Origin of the sequence: Pseudomonas sp. MPB26, assembly GCF_046605355.1 — a bacterium.
Lineage (GTDB): Bacteria > Pseudomonadota > Gammaproteobacteria > Pseudomonadales > Pseudomonadaceae > Aquipseudomonas > Aquipseudomonas cedrina.
Genome location: NZ_CP176793.1, coordinates 5237767 through 5256389 on the forward strand (window position 1 = coordinate 5237767; position 18623 = coordinate 5256389).

The window sequence follows — 18623 nt, forward strand, 5'->3', positions numbered from 1 at the left end:
TCGCTCCCCGTGCCAGCATTGTCCTGCCATTGCCAACTGGCAAGATAGCGTCAAGCCCATGGAAAAGGATGCGCAGACGCCCAAGGCCGGGTGTTTCAGCGCGATGACAGCTATGAACAACCCTCAGGCGATTGACGCTGATGGCACGGTGCGCTTTGGCGCCTATGTGTTTCACCGGCAACAGCGGTTGGTCAGCAAGTCTGGCTTGCCGGTGCCTTTGGGCGGCCGCGCGCTGGATATCCTCTCGGTGCTGCTCCAGGCGCCTGGGCAGTACATCAGCAAGGCTACCTTGATCGAGCGCGTCTGGCCCGACAGCGTGGTGGAAGAAAACAACCTGCGTGTGCATATCGCTGCATTGCGCCGTGCCCTGGACGGGCAACGTTTCATTCTCAACGACCCGCAACGCGGCTACTGTTTCGCCGCCCCTGCGCAAGGCGCGGTGCAAGGCGTACTGCCCAGGCATAACCTGGCCGCGCGGCTCAGCCCGGTCATAGGCCATGATGAATTGCTGGGCGTGCTGCAGCGGCGCTTGTTCGGCCTACGCCTGATGACGCTCACCGGTTGCGCCGGCGTCGGCAAGAGCACCTTGGCCCAGGCATTGGCCGAGCGTGTGTTGCCGCGCTATCGCGACGGCGTGTGGTGGGTTGACCTGGCCACGATCGAGGCTCCGGTGGGTCTGCTGCGCCACGTGGCCGCGGCGCTGCACCTGGCGCCCTGCGCGAACGCCACCGAGCTGAGCCGCCAACTGGCCACCCGCCAACTGCTATTGGTACTCGACGGCGCCGATCAGTTACTCGGCGCCTGTCGCCATCTGGTGCGCGTGCTGGGTGAAACGGCGCCGCAGGTCAGTGTACTGGTCAGCAGCCGTGAGGCCCTGCAAGCGCCCGGCGAATGGGTGCAACGCGTGCCCCGGCTGGCGGTGCCTGCACCGTCGGCGCTGGGCAGTGTCGAGCAGGCGATGGTTTACCCGGCGGTGCAACTTTTCATCGCGCGGGTGCGTGCGGGCCAACAGGATTTTGTCTTCCGGCCCCAGGACCTGGCGCCGCTACGTGAAATTTGCCGGCGCCTCGATGGCATTCCCCTGGCCCTGGAACTCGCCGCCGCCCAGGTCGATGCCTTGGGCGTGCGCGGTTTGCAGCAACAATTATGCAACGGCTTGCAGGTGCTGACCCGCGGCCGTCGCACGGCGGTCGAACGGCATCGGTCCCTCAGCGCCGCCCTGGACTGGACCTACGAGCGCCTGAGCCTGCCCGAACGCTGGCTGTTCCTGCAATTGGGCTTGTTCAAGATGGCGGTGACCTTGCCTACCCTGAGCGAACTGATCGCCGGCACCGAGCTGGAACACGCCGACCTGTCCTACCTGCTGGGCCGTCTGGTCGGGATGTCGCTGCTGACCCTCGAGCCCGGCCCCGGCAAACCGCGTTACCGCCTGCTCAATTGCCTGCGCAGCTATGCCTTGGAGCAACTGCGCGACCCGGTGCAGGTGGCGCGTTTGCAGCAGGGGTATGGGCATTACCTGGGGCCGTTTTCAGGCCGGCCGTTTGTCTTGCAGCTCGTCGAGCAAGCTGCGCACGCCGACTAGGTCCTGGGTGGCGAAGCCTTCGGTGAATTGCGCGTAGATTGAGCTGAGCAGGTCGTGCGCAGCCTCGATGCGGCCTTGGGTCTGCCACGAGCGTGCCAACGAGGTCGCACACCGTAGCTCCCAGGCAAGTGCGCCTTGCTGGCGCGCCAAGGCCAACGCTTGCAGCAGGAGCGCTTCGCGCGCGTCGGTGTCGGCCAGGGTTTGCGCGCGCAGGCGCAGGATTTCCGGCGTGCACCAGCCGGCCGCGCCCTGTGTGGCGCGTTCGAACACCGCGTCACTGACCTCGATGGCATTGAACGTCAGCAGAATATCTTCGACCAGGCCCAGCCCCTGCACATCGGCGATCGACAGCGTGCCGTCGTAGCAGCGTGCCCAGGTGTGGAACAGCGGCACCGAGTGTTTCTGCGCCTGCTGCAACAACTGATCCAGATGCCCGCGTGCCGCCTCTCGGTCGCCGTTGTAGCGGGCGATGACCACTCCGGCCAGGGCCAGGGTGTAGCAGATCGACGTGCCGTGGTTGATCTGCAGGGCCAGCGCCAACGCCTGGCTCGCCGTGCGCGATGCACGTTCCGGATAACCGCGTAGCCACAGGATGCGCGCAAGCAGGGTCAGCGAGGCAACGCTTTGGTCGTACTGCACGCCAAAACCATGGGTAAAACGATTGAGATGGCCGCTCTGGGCCATGCGCTGGATCACCTGCTCGGCCGTGTGCTGCGCCAGTGCCTGCGCACCGGCGAAGTGCTGTGCCAGCATCCGCAGACGCTGGGCGCTGAGGGCCAGCAAAGGGTCGGCCTGGGGGCCTAGCTGGTCGAAGTGCAGGCTTTGCGCCAAGGCGTCGTGATAATTGCCACAGCACAGGTTCACCGCCATCTGCCCTGACACGGCGCGCAGCTGGCCGGCCAGGTCCTTGTCGGCTTCCGCCAGGCGCCGTGCGCGACTGAACGCCTCGATCGTCTGTGGTGTACCGCCCTGGGTGTGATAGCAAAAACTGCCCAGTGCCAGTTGCAACGCCATGTGCAAGCGCTGGCTCGGCGCACTCGATTGTTCGAGCCGCGCCAGGGCCTTGCCCACGTACAAACCGTGCTCGCGCAGCAGTGAAAGCTCTTGCCATAACGGCATCGCGCTGACGGTCAGGCGAATGCCGAGCAACGGCACGCCCTGGTCGCTCAAGCTCCAATCGAGGGCGGCGCGGATGTCTTCGCGCAGCGGCGCATAGCGGTCGATCCAGGGCTGGGTCGCGATCAGTTCCCAATCGTCCTGGGCCTGGTTCATCAGCGTCAGGCAGCGCTCGGCATGGCGCTCGCGGGTAGCCTGCAGCTCATCGGCCGTGCTGAGTTTTTCCAGCGCATAGGTGCGTGTGATGTCCAGCAGGCGATAGACCATCTCGTCATCGCCGGCTTCCACATTCAGCAAGGATTTGGCCACCAACTGCGTGATCGAACCCAGCACCTGCGCCGGCGCGACCTGTTCCCCGGCAATCACCGCCGCCGCGCTGGCCAGGCTGAACCCGCCACGGAACACCGCCAGGCGCCGCAGGCAGATCTGCTCGCAGGCGGTGAGCAGCTCAAAGCTCCAGTCCAGCGTGGCCCGCAAGGTTTGATGACGTGGCAGGGCGCTGCGGCGGCCCCGGGTGAGCAGGCGGAAGTTGTCCTCCATCTGCACCAGCAGCCCGGGCAGGCCGAAGCGCTCGATCTGCGCCGCCACCAGTTCGATTGCCAGCGGAATGCCGTCCAGGCGCTGGCAGATATCAATCGCCAGGGGCAGTTCGGCTTCGCTCAGTTCAAAGCTGTCCTGATGGGACATGGCCCGTTCAATCAGCAATTGCAAGGCCGGATAGCCTAGCGCCTGGGCGCGGTTACCGGTGGCCGGCGGGCAGGCCAGGGGTTCCAGGCGCTGCACGTACTCGCCCTCGGCACGCAACGCCTCGCGGCTGGTGGCCAGGATGTGCAGCCTGGGCGCGTGACGCAGCAGGGTTTCGCAGATCATGGCAATGTCGTCCAGCAGGTGCTCGCAGTTGTCGATCACCAGCAGCATCTGGCGCTCCTGCACGCTGCGCGCAAAGGTGGCCAAGGGTTCGTGTTCGGCGTGGGTCAGGTCGAGCAGGGCGGCAAGATTGGGCAGGATCATCGACGGCGCGCTGAGCGGCGCCAGGTCCAGCAGGCGGATGCCGTCGCGGTAGTGCCCGATCAGCAGCTCAGCCACGCGCAAAGCGACGGTGGTCTTGCCGATGCCGCCGGCGCCGGTCAGGGTGATAAAGCGTTGGGCGGGCAGTTGCTGAACCAGGCTGTCGATCAGGGCTTGGCGACCGATCATGCGGGTGCGGCGCAACGGAAGGTTGTGGCCTTGGAAGTGGGCTGCCCCCTCGGTGGGTAGTGTCATCGGCTCGATGCTCAGTGGCGCAACAAAACTGTAGCCACGCTGGGCCACGGTCACGATATAGCGCTGCCCGGCCTGGCCATCGCCCAGGGCCTTGCGCAGCGCCGCCATATGCACGCGCAGGTTGCCGTCTTCCACCACGCTCCTGGGCCAGACGCGGGCGATCAATTCCTGCTTGCTCACCACGTTGCCGGCCTGCTCCAGCAGGATCAGCAGGATATCCACCGCCCGCCGCCCCAAACGCAACGGGCGACCCGCCTCAAGCACCAGGCGTTGGCGCGGGTGGACGCGATAGGGGCCGAAATGCACGGCCTGGTCGCTGAGGTCACTCATGGGCGGGCCATGCTCGGAAAGTCGGGAGCCGCCAGCATATTCCAGCTGCGCGCAGACCACTAGGCTGCGATCACATGCGACTTGGGACGTGAGTGGTGATTTCGCCAGGTCATCGGGTTGACGCCTTCGCTGCGGGTGAACATATGGCAAAAATGCGCCTGGTCGCAAAACCCGCACTCCAGGCTGATCTGCGTCAGGCTCATGGAGGAACTGGTGATCAGTTCCTTGGCCCGCTGGATACGCTGTTGGCGAATCCACTCCTGCGGCGACAGCCCGGTGGTGCACTTGAAGGCACGTGAAAAATGGCTGCGCGACAACGCGCAGGCCTGGGCCAGGTCGGCAATGGCCAGGCTTTCGCCGAGGTTGGCGAGTATCAATTGCTTGGCGATGCGCTCGCGCCGGGGGCAGAGGCCGCCGGTGGCGGATAAACGAGGAGGGGCATATTGCGCGAGTCGGGCCATGACAATTATCCGCAGTCGATGGGAGCGTTCCCGGTGGATGGATGCAGTGTAGACGTGGCCAATCTTGTTGCCGGGCCGTCTGGCTGGCGAGTTAATCGTTGTTAATTTCGCCAGGTCCCGACGTGGAAAAGACAGCACAGGCATGCAATCCCGATAGCGGCCTGCATGCTTACCTGTGGGCTTGCCAACCGTTTTGGATATCGCCATGAACCGCAACGACCTGCGCCGCGTCGACATGAACCTGCTGGTGATTTTCGAAGCCCTGATGTTCGAGAAGAACCTGACCCGGGTCGCCGAAAAACTCTTCATGGGCCAGCCCGCCGTGAGCGCGGCACTGGGGCGTTTGCGCGATCTGTTCGACGACCCGTTGCTGCTGCGCAACGGGCGGGGCATGGAGCCCACGCCACGCGCGGTGGCGATACTCAAGGAGTTGCAACCGGCCATGGACACTATTTCCGGGGCGGTCAGCCGCGCCAAGGATTTCGACCCGTCCACCAGCTGTGCGGTGTTCCGCATCGGCCTTTCCGACGACGCCGAATTCGGGCTGTTCCCGCCGTTGCTCAGCCGACTGCGCGAAGAGGCGCCAGGCATCATCGTGGTGGTGCGCCGGGCGAACTACCTGCTGATGTCATCGCTGTTGGCCAGCGGCGAAATTACCGTGGGCGTGAGCTACACCACTGAACTGCCGGCCAATGCCAAGCGCAAGAAGCTGCGGGACATTCCGTGCAAGGTCCTGCGTGGCGATGACGGGGTCGAGCCGCTGACCCTGGATGATTACTGCGAGCGGCCCCATGCGATGGTGTCGTTCTCGGGGGATTTGAGCGGCAACATTGATCTGGACCTGGCGCGGATCGGCCGTGCGCGCCGGGTGGTACTGGCGGTGCCTCAGTTCAGCGGGTTGCGGGCGTTGCTGGCGGGTACACAGATTATCGCGACGGTACCGGACTATGCGGCCTGCGCGTTGACCGAGGGCACGTCCTTGCGCGCAGAAGACCCACCGTTTGCGATCGATGCCGCGGAGTTATCGATGGTGTGGAGCGGGGTGCATGACAATGACCCGGCGGAGCGGTGGTTGAGGGCGCGGATCGGGGAGCATATGGCGCGGGTGGTCTAGCCGAAGTGGGAGCTGGCTTGCCTGCGATGGCCATAGGTATCTACACAATTTTCAGAGGCTGACTTCACCCCCTGTGGGAGCTGTCGAGCTTTAGCGAGGCTGCGAAAGCGGTGGGGCAGGCGAAGAAAATGCCAGCAGTGCCGCCGCCTTCGCAGCCTCGCTGGGGCTCGACAGCTCTCACATTTTGAACCGAGTTCGACATGAATACCGGTCGGCTCTAAGGCCGCCGCGCTTTGTTTTTGATCTTGATCTGAGGCGCCCCGTTAACCAAGCCACACACCGTTGAAAGTCGTGTAGATACCCATGCTGCGATGGCATCAACTGGGTATGCCTGATGTACCGAGTTGCTTGCATCGCAGGCAAGCCAGCTCCCACAGAAAAGCAGGCTCGCCCCGGTAATACCTCACGGAAAATTGGTCACCCATTCTTCCCCGAAATTGGATATTCCTCCCCAACTCCTCGGTGACTAACCTGGCGACCAATCCCCACCGCTCCGGAGTATCACCATGCAAGCCCGTACCGATTTCTACACCGCCTCCCCAGACGCCATGAAAGCCATGCTCGCTCTGGAAGGCGCCGTCGGCAAACTGTCCATCGAGCTGCCGTTGCTGGAACTGGTGCGCCTGCGTGTGTCGCAGATCAACGGCTGTGCCTTCTGCCTGGACATGCACACCGCCGATGCCCGCAAGGGCGGTGAAACCGAGCGTCGCCTGTACACATTGTCGGCCTGGCGGGAAACGCCGTTCTTCACCCCACGTGAACGCGCCGCGCTGGCCTGGGCCGAGAGCCTGACGCTGCTCAGCCAGACCCACGCCCCGGATGCAGACTTCAACGCGCTGGGCGCCGAGTTCAGCGCAAAGGAGCAAGTCGACCTGAGCGTGGCCATCGCCACCATCAACAGCTGGAACCGGCTGGCGGTGGGTTTTCGCAAGATGCCCCAGTAAACCTCAGAAATTGACCGAGGCACTCAGGCGCGCCGTCAGCGGCGCGCCCTGGAACAAATAGTCATCGCCCATGTACTCACCCGCGTCGCGCCAGTAGCGCTTGTCGAACAGGTTGTCGACGCTCAGGCGAAACACCGTCTCATAACCGTCCACCTTTGTGGTGTAACGGCTGCCCACATTGACCACCGCGTAATCTCCCACCTCTACATTCCCGGTGCGGTTGGCGTATTTCTTCGCGCTGTACTGCACACCGCCCAGCACCGCCAGGCCGTTCACCCAGGGCAGCGCATAATCGGCATACACACTGGCGCGCAGCGTGGGCACGTTGATCGCCTGATGGCCTTCGTATTCGGGGGTGCCGCTGCCGCTCACCCGCGCACGAATCGCCGCCACGCTGGTTGCGATCTGCAGGCGCTGCGTGGCCCAGCCATTGGCCGACAGTTCCAGCCCGGTGTTCTTCTGTTCGCCCTGTTGCACATAGGTGAAGGCACCTGCGCCGTCGGGCCTGGCATATTGGTAGGCCTGGCGCGTCTGGAACACGGCTGCGGCAAAGCTGATGCGGCGCCAGTCGTATTTCACCCCGGCTTCGATCTGTCGCGAGGTGGTCGGCGCCAGGGTTTGATCCGCGTTGCCGGCGAACCACGGCGCGGTGCCGCCCAGGGAGAGGCCCTTGCTGTAGGCGGTGTACAGCGAGATGTTTTCAATCGGTTTGTAGATCAATGAGGCCTGGGGCAGGAACACGTATTGCCGGGTATGGCGTGCCAGGCTTCCATTGTTATCGAAGGCCTGTTCATCCAGGCGTACTTCGCGGCCGCCGAGGATGGTCTGCCAGTGCTCATTGAAGCGGATGCGGTCGCTGACGAACAGGCCGTATTGGCGGCTGTCCAGGGTGCGATGGCTGTCGTTCAGCGGGACATCGGTCGGGGAGAAGGTGGGGGCATCGGCGTAGATACTGCCGCTGCCGATCCACTCGTTGACCGGCTTGCGTTTGTCAATCACCCGACGGAACGCGCTGGTGCCGAAGGTCAGTTCATGGCCCAGGCCGCCGGTGTCAAACAGCCCGGTCATCGCCGCTTGTACTTCATCGTCACGGCGGGTGTCGTCGGGGCTTCGGTAGTCGTAGATGTCGTAGTTGCCTTCGGGCGTGAAGGTATTACCGACGCCGCTGGTGGCACCGCCCCAGGCAAACGAGCTGTAGTCATCGATCACCACCTTGCTGCGCGCGGCGCTGATACTGCCTTTCCATTGGTCGCTGAAGCGGTATTCGAACGTGCCGTTGAGGTTCAGCGCATCGATGCCCACTTGCCTGGAACCGCTCTGGTGCCCCAGCAGTTTTTTCGGCGAGGCATCCTGTGGCACCGTTGTGCCGCCCAGCAACTGGTAGCCCGGCACCGAGCGTTGCTGTTTGCTCTGGTATTCGGCATCCAATTGCAGCACGGCGTCGGGGCTGATGTTCCAGTCGAACGCCAGGGACACGAAGTCCCGCTGGCCGTTGGCATGTTCGACATAAGTGTTGAGGTCTTCATGGGCCACGTTGGCGCGCAGGCCAAATTGCTGCTCGCTGCCGAACCAGCCGCCGACGTCGGTGGCAATGTAGCCGCTGCCGCGATCGTCGCTGGAGACGGTCACCGAGCGCACGTCCTCCGGGCGCTTGGTCACGTAGTTGATCACGCCGCTGGGCTCGGAGATGCCATTTTGCAGGCCCGCCAGGCCCTTGAGCACTTCCACCTGCTGCTTGTTTTCCAAGGCGACGTTCTGCTCGCCAGTGATGGTCCGCCCGTTGATCTTGTAGCTGCTCGCCGCGTTCAGCGAGAAGCCGCGCAGCACAAAATTTTCGTAGTAGCCGATTGGGGCGTAGCTGTCGCCCACCGAGGCGTCATTGCGCAGTACTTCACTGAGCAGGCGCGCCTGCTGGTCTTTGATCAGTGCGGCGTTGATCACGCTGATCGAGGCCGGGGTGTCGAGCAGCGGCGCGTCATCGAAGCCGCCCACCGAGGCGGTTTCACTGCGGTAGCCGGACTCATCCTGGCCCTGGACCGTCACCGCCGGCAGCTCGATCTCAGCCGCCAGGCTGCTTGCGATGCCGTCGCTGAGCAACAGGCCGAGGGCGAAACCTGAGGTGACGACGGGACGAAAACGCACAACCATGGGGCAGGGCCTTAAAGCGCAGGATGGGGGGCGCATAAGCTAGGCACAAGCGGACACTTTTACAAGGGTGCGAGAAGGGTTCGTGCCTTGAGACATCCCGTCTCGACCCACACACCAATCCCTCCGCGCCTCGACAGGCGAAGGCGTACTTGCGATAGACGAGGCTTCCCTCATCATTTGCAGGAGATAGCCATGAGTGTCGCTGGAAAAGTGATCGCTGGAAAAGTTGCGCTGGTGACCGGCGCCGGGCAAGGCATTGGCCGGGCCATCGCCCTGCGGCTGGCGCAGGACGGGGCCGATATCGCCCTGGTGGACATCAATGGCGCCAAGCTCGAAGCGGTGGCCGCCGAAGTCGTGGCGTTGGGACGCAAGGCCTCGGTGTTTGTCGCCGACGTGTCCAAGCGCGAACAGGTAATCGCGGCGGTGGAACACGCGCACCTGACCCTGGGGGGCTTCGATATCATCGTCAACAACGCCGGGGTCGCGCAGATCGATTCGCTGCTCGATGTCAGCCCTGAACAAGTCGAACGCACCCTGGGCATCAACGTGCAGGGCGTGTTGTGGGGCATCCAGGCGGCCGGCAAGAAATTCAAGGCGCTCAAGCAAAAGGGCAAGATCATCAACGCCTGCTCGATCGCCGGGCACGAAGGCTTTGCGCTGCTGGGCGTGTACTCGGCCACCAAGTTCGCCGTGCGGGCGCTGACCCAGGCGGCGGCCAAGGAACTGGCGAGCGACGGGATCACGGTCAATGCCTATTGCCCAGGTGTGGTCGGCACCGACATGTGGGTGGAGATTGATAAGCGCATGGCTGACATTACCGGGGCGCCAGTGGGCGCGACCTACAAGAAATATGTGGAGGGCATCGCCCTGGGCCGTGCGCAAACGCCGGAGGATGTGGCGGGGTTGGTCGCCTATCTGGCCGGGCCGGACGCCGATTACATGACCGGGCAAGCGCCATTGATCGACGGCGGCCTGGTCTACCGCTGATGCCCAAGGCCCGCTCGGTTTGATGTGGGAGCTGGCTTATGTGGGAGCTGGCTTGCCTGCGATAGCATCACAACGGTGTATCAGTTACACCGAGGTGTTTGCATCGCAGGCAAGCCAGCTCCCACATTTGGCCCGCGTTTCGCCAGCTCGATACCTGTCGCTCGGCTGTACGCTCCCACCTTCTGACCGCGTCACATCAACTGGTTTTGCCAGGCATGTCGATGCCAAGCTGGTTGACCCGGCGATACAGGGTTGCCCTTGAGATGCCCAGCGCCTGGGCCGTCGGCAACGGCTTCCAGCGATGCCGGATCAACGCCTCCAGCACCACCTGGCGCTCTGGGCTCAGGCTGTCTTCCACCCGCCCGTCAGCCTTCTCGCCACGCACCTCCACCGGCAAGTCCGCCACTTGCAGCGTGGCGCCTTCGCATACTGCGCAGGCATAGGCCAGCACATGTCGCAGTTGCCGCACGTTGCCCGGCCAGGCATACCCCAGCAGCAACTCCAGCGCCGCCTGGCCGATACCCACGGCGACGCCGCTGCTGCGCGCTTGCTGCTCCAGCAGCCGGTTGATCAAGGCCAGCTTGTCGGTGCGCTCGCGCAACGGCGGCAGGCAGAAGCGCGCGCAGCCGAGGCGGAAGTACAGGTCTTCACGAAAGCTGCCCGCGCTGACCAGCGCCGACAGGTCGCGGTGGCTGGCGCAGATCACCTGGATGTCCACCGCGCGGGTTTTCGCCGCGCCCAACGGCGCCACTTCGCCTTCGGCCATTACCCGCAGCAAACGCGTCTGCAAAGCCAGGGGCATGTCGCCGATTTCATCGAGGAACAAGGTGCCGCCATCGGCCTGCACCAGCAGCCCCGGCATACCTTTGCTGGAAGCGCCGGTAAAGGCCCCGGCGACATAGCCGAACAGCTCGCTTTCGATCAGGTTTTCCGGGATAGCCGCACAGTTCACCGCCACAAACGGGCCGTGGCGACGGGCGCTGTGTTCGTGCAACTGGCGGGCGAAGACTTCCTTGCCGGCACCGGTTTCACCTTGCACCAGCACCGGCAGGTTACGGTCCTTGACCCGCACGGCCAGGCGCAGGTGCTCTTCCACGCGCGCATCGACCTGCGGAACCCGTGGCGCACGCGGCGGTTTGCGGCGCGGTGCGTTGACGCGCACGTGCAGGGCGCCGGGCGTGCCTCGCCAAGGCAAATGCTGGGCCGATTGGTCGGTCACCGCGCGCAACGCGTCCAGGTCGAACACCTCGCCGATATGCTCCGGCACCTGGCCGAAGCACACACGCAACGCCTGGCGCGCCTTGCTGTTCAACGCCTGCAGGCGACCGTCCTGGTCCCACGCCAGCAGCAGGTCGGGTTGGCTGTCCACATAACCCGGCGTGCCATGGGCCTGCAGCACCCAATGCTCGCGGGCGCTGTGCATGAAGAAGGCGTTTTCGATGGCCTGTGCACTCTGCGCCACCATCTGGCGCACCAGGTGCTGGCTGCGTCGATCATCCGGCGACTTGAGCGCCGAGGCGTCCATCACCCCCAGCAGGTTGCCCTGGGGGTCGAAGATCGGCGCGGCGGAGCAGGTGAGGCCGATAAATGCCGCGCGGAAGTGGTCGCGCTTGTGCACTGTCACTGCCGCCTTGCTGGTCAGCACCGTGGCCACGCCGCAGGTGCCTTCTTCGGCTTCCGACCAGCAAGTGCCCAGGTACAGGCCGGCCTTGCGGCAGTCGGTGCGAATCGCGGTGTCCACGCGGTGGTCGATGGTCTGGCCTTGGGCGTCGGTGAGCATCACGCAGTAGTCGGCATGCCGCACGCGGTGGTGCAGTTGCGCGACTTCTTCGCTGGCGATGCGCATGAACAGCTCGGCGCGTTCGCGGCATTCCTTGAGCAAGGGTTCACTGAGGATGCGCGGGCCCTGCAGCGAGCCGGGGTCCAGGTTGTGCTGTTCCATGGAACGCCGCCAGGAATCGAAAATCAGCGACGGCACCGGCGCCTGGGGCAGGCGATCGGCATTGCGGACCACGCGACTGACGCAGTCGACGTGCTCTCTGGAGTTCGCGGCGAGCATAAGGCCTCCGGTTCTCGGTCTTTGTTGTTATGCCCGCCATTAAGCGCGCATGCATCGGGCGGAACAAGCAGGGCCTGACCAAGTGCACGGGATGAGACGCAGCGTCTCATCCCGCCTGAGACGCGGCCTGCAGGCTGCAATGCGGCGTCTCATTCTGCGCCGGCCTGGAGCGCCGTTACAACCGCGCGCCACTGCTCTGGATCAAGGCTTCGGCAGATTTTCCAAGGCGTTGGCACAGGCTGTGCTGAAGGGTTTGCAGCTGGCCGCAGCCAGCCTTTTGTGTGTCGAGACAACCTGGAGAACAACAAGATGTCCACCCACCTGTCCACCGATCAATTGCTGCATGCCTATACCGTGATGCGCACCATCCGTGATTTTGAAGAGCGCCTGCACGTGGAATTCGCCACGGGCGAAATCCCAGGGTTCGTGCACCTGTACGCCGGCCAGGAAGCCAGCGCCGCCGGGGTCATGGCCCACCTCAACGATGACGACTGCATCGCTTCCAACCACCGTGGCCACGGCCATTGCATCGCCAAAGGCGTTGACGTGTTCGGCATGATGGCCGAGATCTACGGCAAGAAAACCGGCGTGTGCGGCGGCAAGGGCGGCTCCATGCACATCGCCGATCAAGAGAAAGGCATGCTCGGCGCCAACGGCATTGTCGGCGCGGGTGCGCCGTTGGCGGCCGGTGCCGCGCTGGCCGCCAAACTCAAGGGCAGCCAAGGCGTGGCCGTGGCGTTTTTTGGCGACGGCGGCTCCAACGAGGGCGCTGTGTTCGAGGCGATGAACCTGGCGTCAATCATGAAACTGCCGTGCCTGTTCGTCGCGGAAAACAATGGGTATGCCGAGGCCACCGGTTCCGGCTGGTCGGTGGCGTGCAAGGACATCGCCGATCGCGCCGCAGGGTTTGGCATGCCGGGGGTTATCGCCGATGGCAATGACTTCTTCGCCGTGCACCAGGCGCTGGGCGTGGCGGTAGAGCGGGCGCGCAACGGCGAGGGGCCGACGCTGGTGGAAGTGAAGCTGAGCCGCTTCTACGGCCACTTCGAAGGTGATGCGCAAACCTATCGCGGCCCCGATGAAGTGAAGAACCTGCGCGAGAACGCTGACTGCCTGGCGCTGTTCCGCCAGCGCTGTAACGCCGAAGGCTGGCTGGATGCGGCGCAATTCGAGCGTATCGACGGCGAGGTCGCGCAACTGATCGAAGACGCCGTGCGCCTGGCCAAGTCCGACCCCAAGCCCCAGGCCGCCGACCTGCTCAGTGATGTCTACGTCGCCTACCGCTAATAAGAATAACCTTCGGAGAGAATTTTCATGGCTCGCAAAATCAGCTATCAGCAGGCAATCAAAGAAGCCCTGGCCCAGGAAATGCGCCGTGACCAGAGCGTTTTCATCATCGGTCAGGATGTGTCCGGCGGCACCGGCGCCCCTGGCGAACAGGATGCCTGGGGCGGCGTGCTCGGGGTGACCAAAGGCCTTTACCCGGAATTTCCCGAGCGCGTATTGGACGCGCCGTTGTCCGAAGTCGGCTACGTGGGCATGGCCGTTGGCGCGGCCACCCGTGGCATGCGCCCGGTGTGCGAGTTGATGTTCGTCGACTTCATCGGCTGCTGTCTCGATCAGTTGCTCAACCAGGCCGCCAAGTTCCGCTACATGTTCGGCGGCAAGACCACCACGCCGCTGGTGATCCGCGCCATGTACGGCGCCGGCCTGCGTGCGGCGGCCCAGCACTCGCAGATGCTCACCTCGATGTGGACGCATATTCCCGGCCTTAAAGTGGTGTGCCCGGCCACGCCCTATGACGCCAAGGGCATGCTGATCCAGGCGATCCGCGATAACGACCCGGTGATCTTCCTCGAACACAAGATGCTCTACAGCCTGCAAGGCGAGGTGCCGGAAGAGCTGTACACCGTGCCGTTCGGTGAAGCCAACTTTGTGCGCGAAGGCAAGGACGTGACCCTGGTGACCTACGGGCGCATGGTGCATATCGCCCTGGAAGCCGCCGCTAACCTGGCCCGCCAGGGCGTCGACTGCGAAGTGCTGGACCTGCGCACCACCAGTCCGCTCGACGAAGACAGCATCCTTGAAAGCGTCGAGAAAACCGGGCGGCTGGTGGTGATCGACGAGTCCAACCCACGCTGTTCGATCGCCACCGATATCAGTGCGCTGGTTGCGCAAAGGGCGTTTTCTTCCCTGCGCGCGCCGATTGAGATGGTCACCGCGCCGCACACCCCCGTGCCGTTTTCCGACGCATTGGAAGACCTGTACATCCCCAACGCCGCGAAGATCGAAGCCGCCGTGCTGAAGATCGCCGACAAGAGGAACGCCGCATGATCCACACCCTGACCATGCCCAAGTGGGGGCTGTCGATGACCGAAGGGCGCATCGATGTCTGGCTCAAGCAACCCGGCGACCGGGTGGAGAAAGGCGAGGAGGTGCTGGACGTAGAGACCGACAAAATCTCCAGCAGCGTCGAGGCGCCATTCAGTGGTGTATTGCGCCGGGTATTGGCGCTGAGCGACGAGACCTTGCCGGTCGGCGCCTTGCTGGGGATCGTCGTGGAAGGCGAGGCCACGGAAGCCGAGATTGACGCTGTGATTGAACGCTTCAACGCCGGGTTTGTTTCCAGCGCAGCCGAGGCCGAAGCCTCTGGGCCAACTGCGCAGAAAGCCGAGATAGGCGGGCGCTTGCTGCGTTATCTCGACCAGGGCGAAGGCGGCACGCCGTTGGTGCTGGTCCACGGGTTTGGTGGCGACCTGAACAACTGGCTGTTCAACCAACCGGCATTGGCCGCCGAGCGCCGTGTGATCGCCCTGGACCTGCCGGGGCATGGCGAGTCGGGCAAGCATTTGCAAAGCGCCGATGCCCAGGAGCTGAGCCAGGCGGTGTTGGCCCTGCTTGACCACCTCAAGCTCGACCGCGTGCACCTGGCCGGGCATTCCATGGGCGGGTTGGTTTCCCTGACGGTTGCCGCCCAGGCACCCGAGCGCGTCGTGTCGTTGACCCTGATCGCCAGCGCCGGCCTGGGCCCGGATATCAACGGTGATTACCTGCAAGGCTTTGCCGGCGCAACAAACCGCAATGCCCTCAAGCCCCAGTTGACCCAATTGTTCAGCGACCCTGCGCTGGTGACGCGGCAGATGCTGGAGGACATGCTCAAGTTCAAGCGGCTCGAAGGCGTGGACCAAGCCCTGCGCCAGCTCAATCAGCAACTGTTCGAGGGCGGGCGGCAGAAGCTCGATCTGCGCGGTGGGGTGGGGCGACAGCCGAGCCTGGTGATCTGGGGCAGCGATGACGCAATCATCCCGGCGACGCATGCCGAGGGGTTGCCGGCCCAGGTGCAGATTCTGCCGGGGCAGGGGCATATGGTGCAGTTGGAAGCGGCGGAACGGGTGAACCAATTGGTCAATACCTTCCTCAAATCGTTGCCCTGACCTGCCAGCAAGGGAAGGAGGGGGCTTGCTCCCTCCTGTATCAATGGATGCATTGATGCCTCGGGCGTGGCAGGCTGGGCGACGTTTTCCTACGATTTTTGGAGATTTACCGTGCCAACAGCATCTTCCGTAATTGAAATCCCGGTGCCGGCCGACCAGGTCTGGCAGTTGGTGGGGGGCTTCAACAGCCTGCCGGACTGGCTACCCCTTATCGCCAAGAGCGAGCCCGGCGAAGGGGGCCGCTTGCGACACCTGAGCACCGCCGACGGCGGCGTGATCGTCGAGCGCTTGCAGACATTCGATAACGTGGCGCGCACCTACAGCTACACCATTGAACAGTCGCCGTTTCCGGTGAGTGCCTACCTGGCAACGTTGCAGGTCGAGGCGCTGACGGAGTCGTCGGCGAAGGTGACCTGGTCTGGCGTGTTTACCCCGGCGGCCGGGACTGAAGATGCGGCGGTCGAAGCGTTGTTTGCCGGCGTGTACAGCGGCGGATTAGAGGCGCTGCGCGCCAACTTCCCGGCCTGATCTTTCAAACACCGCAAACCCAATGTGGGAGCTGGCTTGCCTGCGATGGCCATAGGTATCTACGCATCTTTGTAGTGAGCGGGCTTGCCCCGCGCTGGGCTGCGAAGCGGCCCCCAAACCAGGTGAATTGGGTTTGTCTGAAGCTGCGCGGTGTCTTTATTGGGGCGGCTTCGCCACCCAACGCGGGACAAGCCCGCTCGCCACAGGGTAATTCGCCAGCCTCTGAAAATTGTGTAGATACCTATGGCTATCGCAGGCAAGCCAGCTCCCACAGGTTGACCGAGGCGATCTCAGGCTTCGGGCATGAGTTGCTGGCGGCACTCCAGCATCAGCCTTGCCCCACCGCTTGCACTGGCGCCCACCTCCAACTTGAACCCATGCAAGTTGATGATCGCCGCCACAATCGACAAGCCCAGGCCGAACCCACCTTGCTGGTCGCTTTCGTCCACGCGATAAAAGCGTTGGAACACCGCCTTGCGCTCGGCCGCCGGTATGCCGGGTCCGGAGTCGTGCACTTCGATGCGAGTACTGCCGGCATCGTTGACCCCGCGCAACCTCACTTCGCCGCCCGGCGGCGAGAACTTGATCGAGTTGCTCAGCAGGTTGGCCAGGGCCTCGAACAGCAGTGCGCGGTCGCCGGTGATCCAGGGCAGCGAGTCCGGCGCTTCCAGCACCAGCTGCAGCTCGCCTTCTTCCGCCAGGGGCAGGTAAAAATCGTGCAACTCGCGCAACAGCGGCAGCGGGTCCATCACCAGGAAACCGGAGCGTCGCTGGTGGTCTTCCAGTTCGGAGATACGCAATAGCCCGCGAAAGCGCGCCATCAAGGTGTCGGTCTCGGCAATCGCGTCGTCCAGCTTCACTGCGCAGTCCGACTCTGCCTCGGCTTCCTGCTTGATGCGATACAACTGCGCGCGCAGGCGAGTCAGCGGGGTGCGCAGGTCGTGGGCGATGTTGTCGCAGACGCCCTTGACCTCGTTCATCAGCTTTTCGATGCGGTCCAGCATGGCGTTGACGATGGCCGCGAGCATGTCCAGCTCATCGCGGCGGTTCGACAGCGGCAGGCGGTGGGTGAGGTCGCCGGCGACGATCGCTTCGGCGCTGGCCTGGATCCCGCGAATCCGCCGCAACGGGCGGCGCCGCAACAGATGCCAGCCGGCCGCGCCCGGAATGATCGTCAGCGACAGCGCCCACAGCAGGGCATGCCAGATAATCCGGGTCACGCCGAACAGCGAACCGTTGGCACGCACCAGTACCAGCCAGCGGCCGTCCGCGGTGTGGGTGGCCACGGCGTCGCAGCTGTCCTCGGGCAGTTTGGGATCATCGGAGTCGACGCAATTGGCCAGGGCATGGATTTTGCCGTCCAGGGGCAGGTCCGACGGCACTGCGCGGATTGGCCCGCTGAGGGGGCGCAATTGCTCGTCGAACAGGCCATAGGCGTCCACGCCCTTCATGTCGAAGGTCATGCTGGTGGTCAGCGCCTCCACCAATTCTTCGCCGTCGAAGCGCTGGAACAGGTGCTGGCGCTGCAGCAGGGAATGGCGCGACAAATCGCCCAGGTAACCCGACACCTCAAAATACAGCACCCCCATCAGGATGCAGCTCCAGGCCACGAATAACGAGCTGTATAGCGCCAGCAAACGGCTGCTGGAAGAGCGCCAGCCCTTAGAGGGGTTCAGCAATGACATAACCGGAGCCTCGCACCGTGCGGATCAGCGGCGTGAGGCCCGGCGGGTCGATTTTCTTGCGCAGGCGACCGATGTGCACATCGATCAGGTTGGTGCCCGGGTCGAAGTGATAGCCCCAGACTTCCTCGAAAATCATCATCCGCGACAGGATCTGCCCGGTGTTGCGCATCAGGAACTCAAGCAGCTTGTATTCGGTGGGCAACAGGCTCAGCGGTTGGTCGGCGCGGCTGGCTTCGCGGCTGATCAGGTTCAGCTCCAGGTCGGCCACGCGCAGGGCGGTTTCGAACTCCTTGACCGTGCTCTTGCGCCGCAGCAGCACTTCGACGCGGGCGGCCATTTCATCCGAGGCGAACGGCTTGGTCAGGTAATCGTCACCGCCGGCCCGCAGGCCGCGCACGCGTTCGTCGACATCGGAGAGGGCGCTGATCATCAGGATCGGCGTCGCCACACCGATGGTGCGCAGGGTGGTGACGATGGCCAGGCCATCGAGTTCCGGCAGCATGCGGTCGAGGGTGATCAGGTCGTAATCACCACTCACGGCACGCACCAGGCCCTCGCGGCCGTTGTCTACCCAATCTACTTCCAGTCCATGGCTACTCAGCTCCGCGACGATCTCGCGGGCCGTTACGGCGTCATCCTCGATGGTCAAAATACGGGTCATAGGATTACCTGGTGAGCGATTCACACTGAAGTGCGGGCATTTTGCCAAGAAATGGCTGAACGCTTCCTAAATAAAACTTCACTTTGGCAAAACTGACACAACTTTCATGGGCGGACAGTGACAGGCGTGTGGGGGGATGCATAACGCCCGCTTAAATCGGTCACTTCTTGCAACTTGCATGGTTTGTGTTAGTTCAAATTAGTTAACTTATTGAAATATAAAGATTTTAAAATCTGAAGCGACTGGCATGGTGCCTGCACTGTCTCTTTTGAGACTTGTAACACTATTTTTCCTGCCGGGAGCAAAACAAC

At 63.6% G+C, this 18623-nt stretch carries 14 protein-coding genes; 8 read left to right on the top strand and 6 right to left on the bottom strand.

The genetic code is table 11. The features are described 5' to 3' along the window. Positions 1 to 58: 58 nt before the first annotated feature. Complete coding sequence (locus ACLH0H_RS23955; RefSeq protein WP_411379915.1) at positions 59 to 1582, top strand: winged helix-turn-helix domain-containing protein; 1524 nt, start codon at positions 59 to 61, stop codon at positions 1580 to 1582. Here ACLH0H_RS23955 and ACLH0H_RS23960 read toward each other — a convergent pair. Both ACLH0H_RS23960 and ACLH0H_RS23965 read right to left on the bottom strand, forming a co-directional pair. Further along, a complete protein-coding gene (locus tag ACLH0H_RS23960) occupies positions 1529 to 4291 on the bottom strand; it encodes an ATP-binding protein (RefSeq protein ID WP_411379916.1) in 2763 nt (920 codons plus the stop codon). The two genes, ACLH0H_RS23955 and ACLH0H_RS23960, sit on opposite strands and share 54 nt — an antisense overlap. Positions 4292 to 4350: 59 nt before the next feature. Next, positions 4351 to 4752, bottom strand: coding sequence for a helix-turn-helix domain-containing protein (locus ACLH0H_RS23965; protein ID WP_411379917.1), 402 nt, complete (start codon positions 4750 to 4752; stop codon positions 4351 to 4353). 205 nt (positions 4753 to 4957) lie between these two features. On the opposite strand from ACLH0H_RS23965, the gene ACLH0H_RS23970 reads away from it, so the two are divergent. Then, positions 4958 to 5866: a LysR family transcriptional regulator gene (locus ACLH0H_RS23970; protein WP_307400905.1), complete on the top strand. Its 909-nt coding sequence runs from the start codon at positions 4958 to 4960 to the stop codon at positions 5864 to 5866. A gap of 506 nt (positions 5867 to 6372) precedes the next feature. Next, entirely contained in the window at positions 6373 to 6810 is a 438-nt protein-coding gene (locus ACLH0H_RS23975; RefSeq protein WP_411379918.1) for a carboxymuconolactone decarboxylase family protein, read from the top strand. A 3-nt stretch (positions 6811 to 6813) separates the two neighbouring features. Here the strand turns inward: ACLH0H_RS23975 and ACLH0H_RS23980 are convergent, their stop codons facing one another. Continuing rightward, positions 6814 to 8958, bottom strand: coding sequence for a TonB-dependent siderophore receptor (locus ACLH0H_RS23980; protein WP_411379919.1), 2145 nt, complete (start codon positions 8956 to 8958; stop codon positions 6814 to 6816). 192 nt (positions 8959 to 9150) lie between these two features. Here ACLH0H_RS23980 and ACLH0H_RS23985 point away from each other — a divergent pair, with 192 nt between their 5' ends. Beyond that, on the top strand, positions 9151 to 9945 hold the full coding sequence (locus ACLH0H_RS23985) for an acetoin reductase (RefSeq protein WP_076952511.1): 795 nt from the start codon (positions 9151 to 9153) through the stop codon (positions 9943 to 9945). A 196-nt stretch (positions 9946 to 10141) separates the two neighbouring features. Here the strand turns inward: ACLH0H_RS23985 and ACLH0H_RS23990 are convergent, their stop codons facing one another. After that, positions 10142 to 12004 (bottom strand): sigma-54-dependent Fis family transcriptional regulator, encoded by a 1863-nt coding sequence (locus ACLH0H_RS23990; RefSeq protein WP_411379920.1) that lies wholly within the window; start codon positions 12002 to 12004, stop codon positions 10142 to 10144. A 309-nt stretch (positions 12005 to 12313) separates the two neighbouring features. Here ACLH0H_RS23990 and ACLH0H_RS23995 point away from each other — a divergent pair, with 309 nt between their 5' ends. The 4 genes from ACLH0H_RS23995 (at position 12314) to ACLH0H_RS24010 (ending at position 15966) form a co-directional block, all read left to right on the top strand. Beyond that, complete coding sequence (locus tag ACLH0H_RS23995) at positions 12314 to 13291, top strand: thiamine pyrophosphate-dependent dehydrogenase E1 component subunit alpha (RefSeq protein ID WP_169376987.1); 978 nt, start codon at positions 12314 to 12316, stop codon at positions 13289 to 13291. Positions 13292 to 13318: 27 nt separating this feature from the next. Next, on the top strand, positions 13319 to 14338 hold the full coding sequence (locus tag ACLH0H_RS24000) for an alpha-ketoacid dehydrogenase subunit beta (RefSeq protein ID WP_411379921.1): 1020 nt from the start codon (positions 13319 to 13321) through the stop codon (positions 14336 to 14338). Next, a complete protein-coding gene (locus ACLH0H_RS24005) occupies positions 14335 to 15438 on the top strand; it encodes an acetoin dehydrogenase dihydrolipoyllysine-residue acetyltransferase subunit (RefSeq protein WP_411379922.1) in 1104 nt (367 codons plus the stop codon). The genes ACLH0H_RS24000 and ACLH0H_RS24005 overlap by 4 nt, the downstream gene beginning before the upstream one ends. Positions 15439 to 15549: 111 nt before the next feature. Beyond that, positions 15550 to 15966 (top strand): SRPBCC family protein, encoded by a 417-nt coding sequence (locus ACLH0H_RS24010; protein ID WP_411379923.1) that lies wholly within the window; start codon positions 15550 to 15552, stop codon positions 15964 to 15966. A gap of 290 nt (positions 15967 to 16256) precedes the next feature. Here the strand turns inward: ACLH0H_RS24010 and ACLH0H_RS24015 are convergent, their stop codons facing one another. Together ACLH0H_RS24015 and ACLH0H_RS24020 are read right to left on the bottom strand one after the other, a co-directional pair. After that, entirely contained in the window at positions 16257 to 17651 is a 1395-nt protein-coding gene (locus tag ACLH0H_RS24015) for a sensor histidine kinase (protein ID WP_411379924.1), read from the bottom strand. Next, positions 17629 to 18312, bottom strand: coding sequence for a response regulator transcription factor (locus tag ACLH0H_RS24020; protein WP_169376992.1), 684 nt, complete (start codon positions 18310 to 18312; stop codon positions 17629 to 17631). The genes ACLH0H_RS24015 and ACLH0H_RS24020 overlap by 23 nt, the downstream gene beginning before the upstream one ends. Positions 18313 to 18623: the final 311 nt, after the last annotated feature.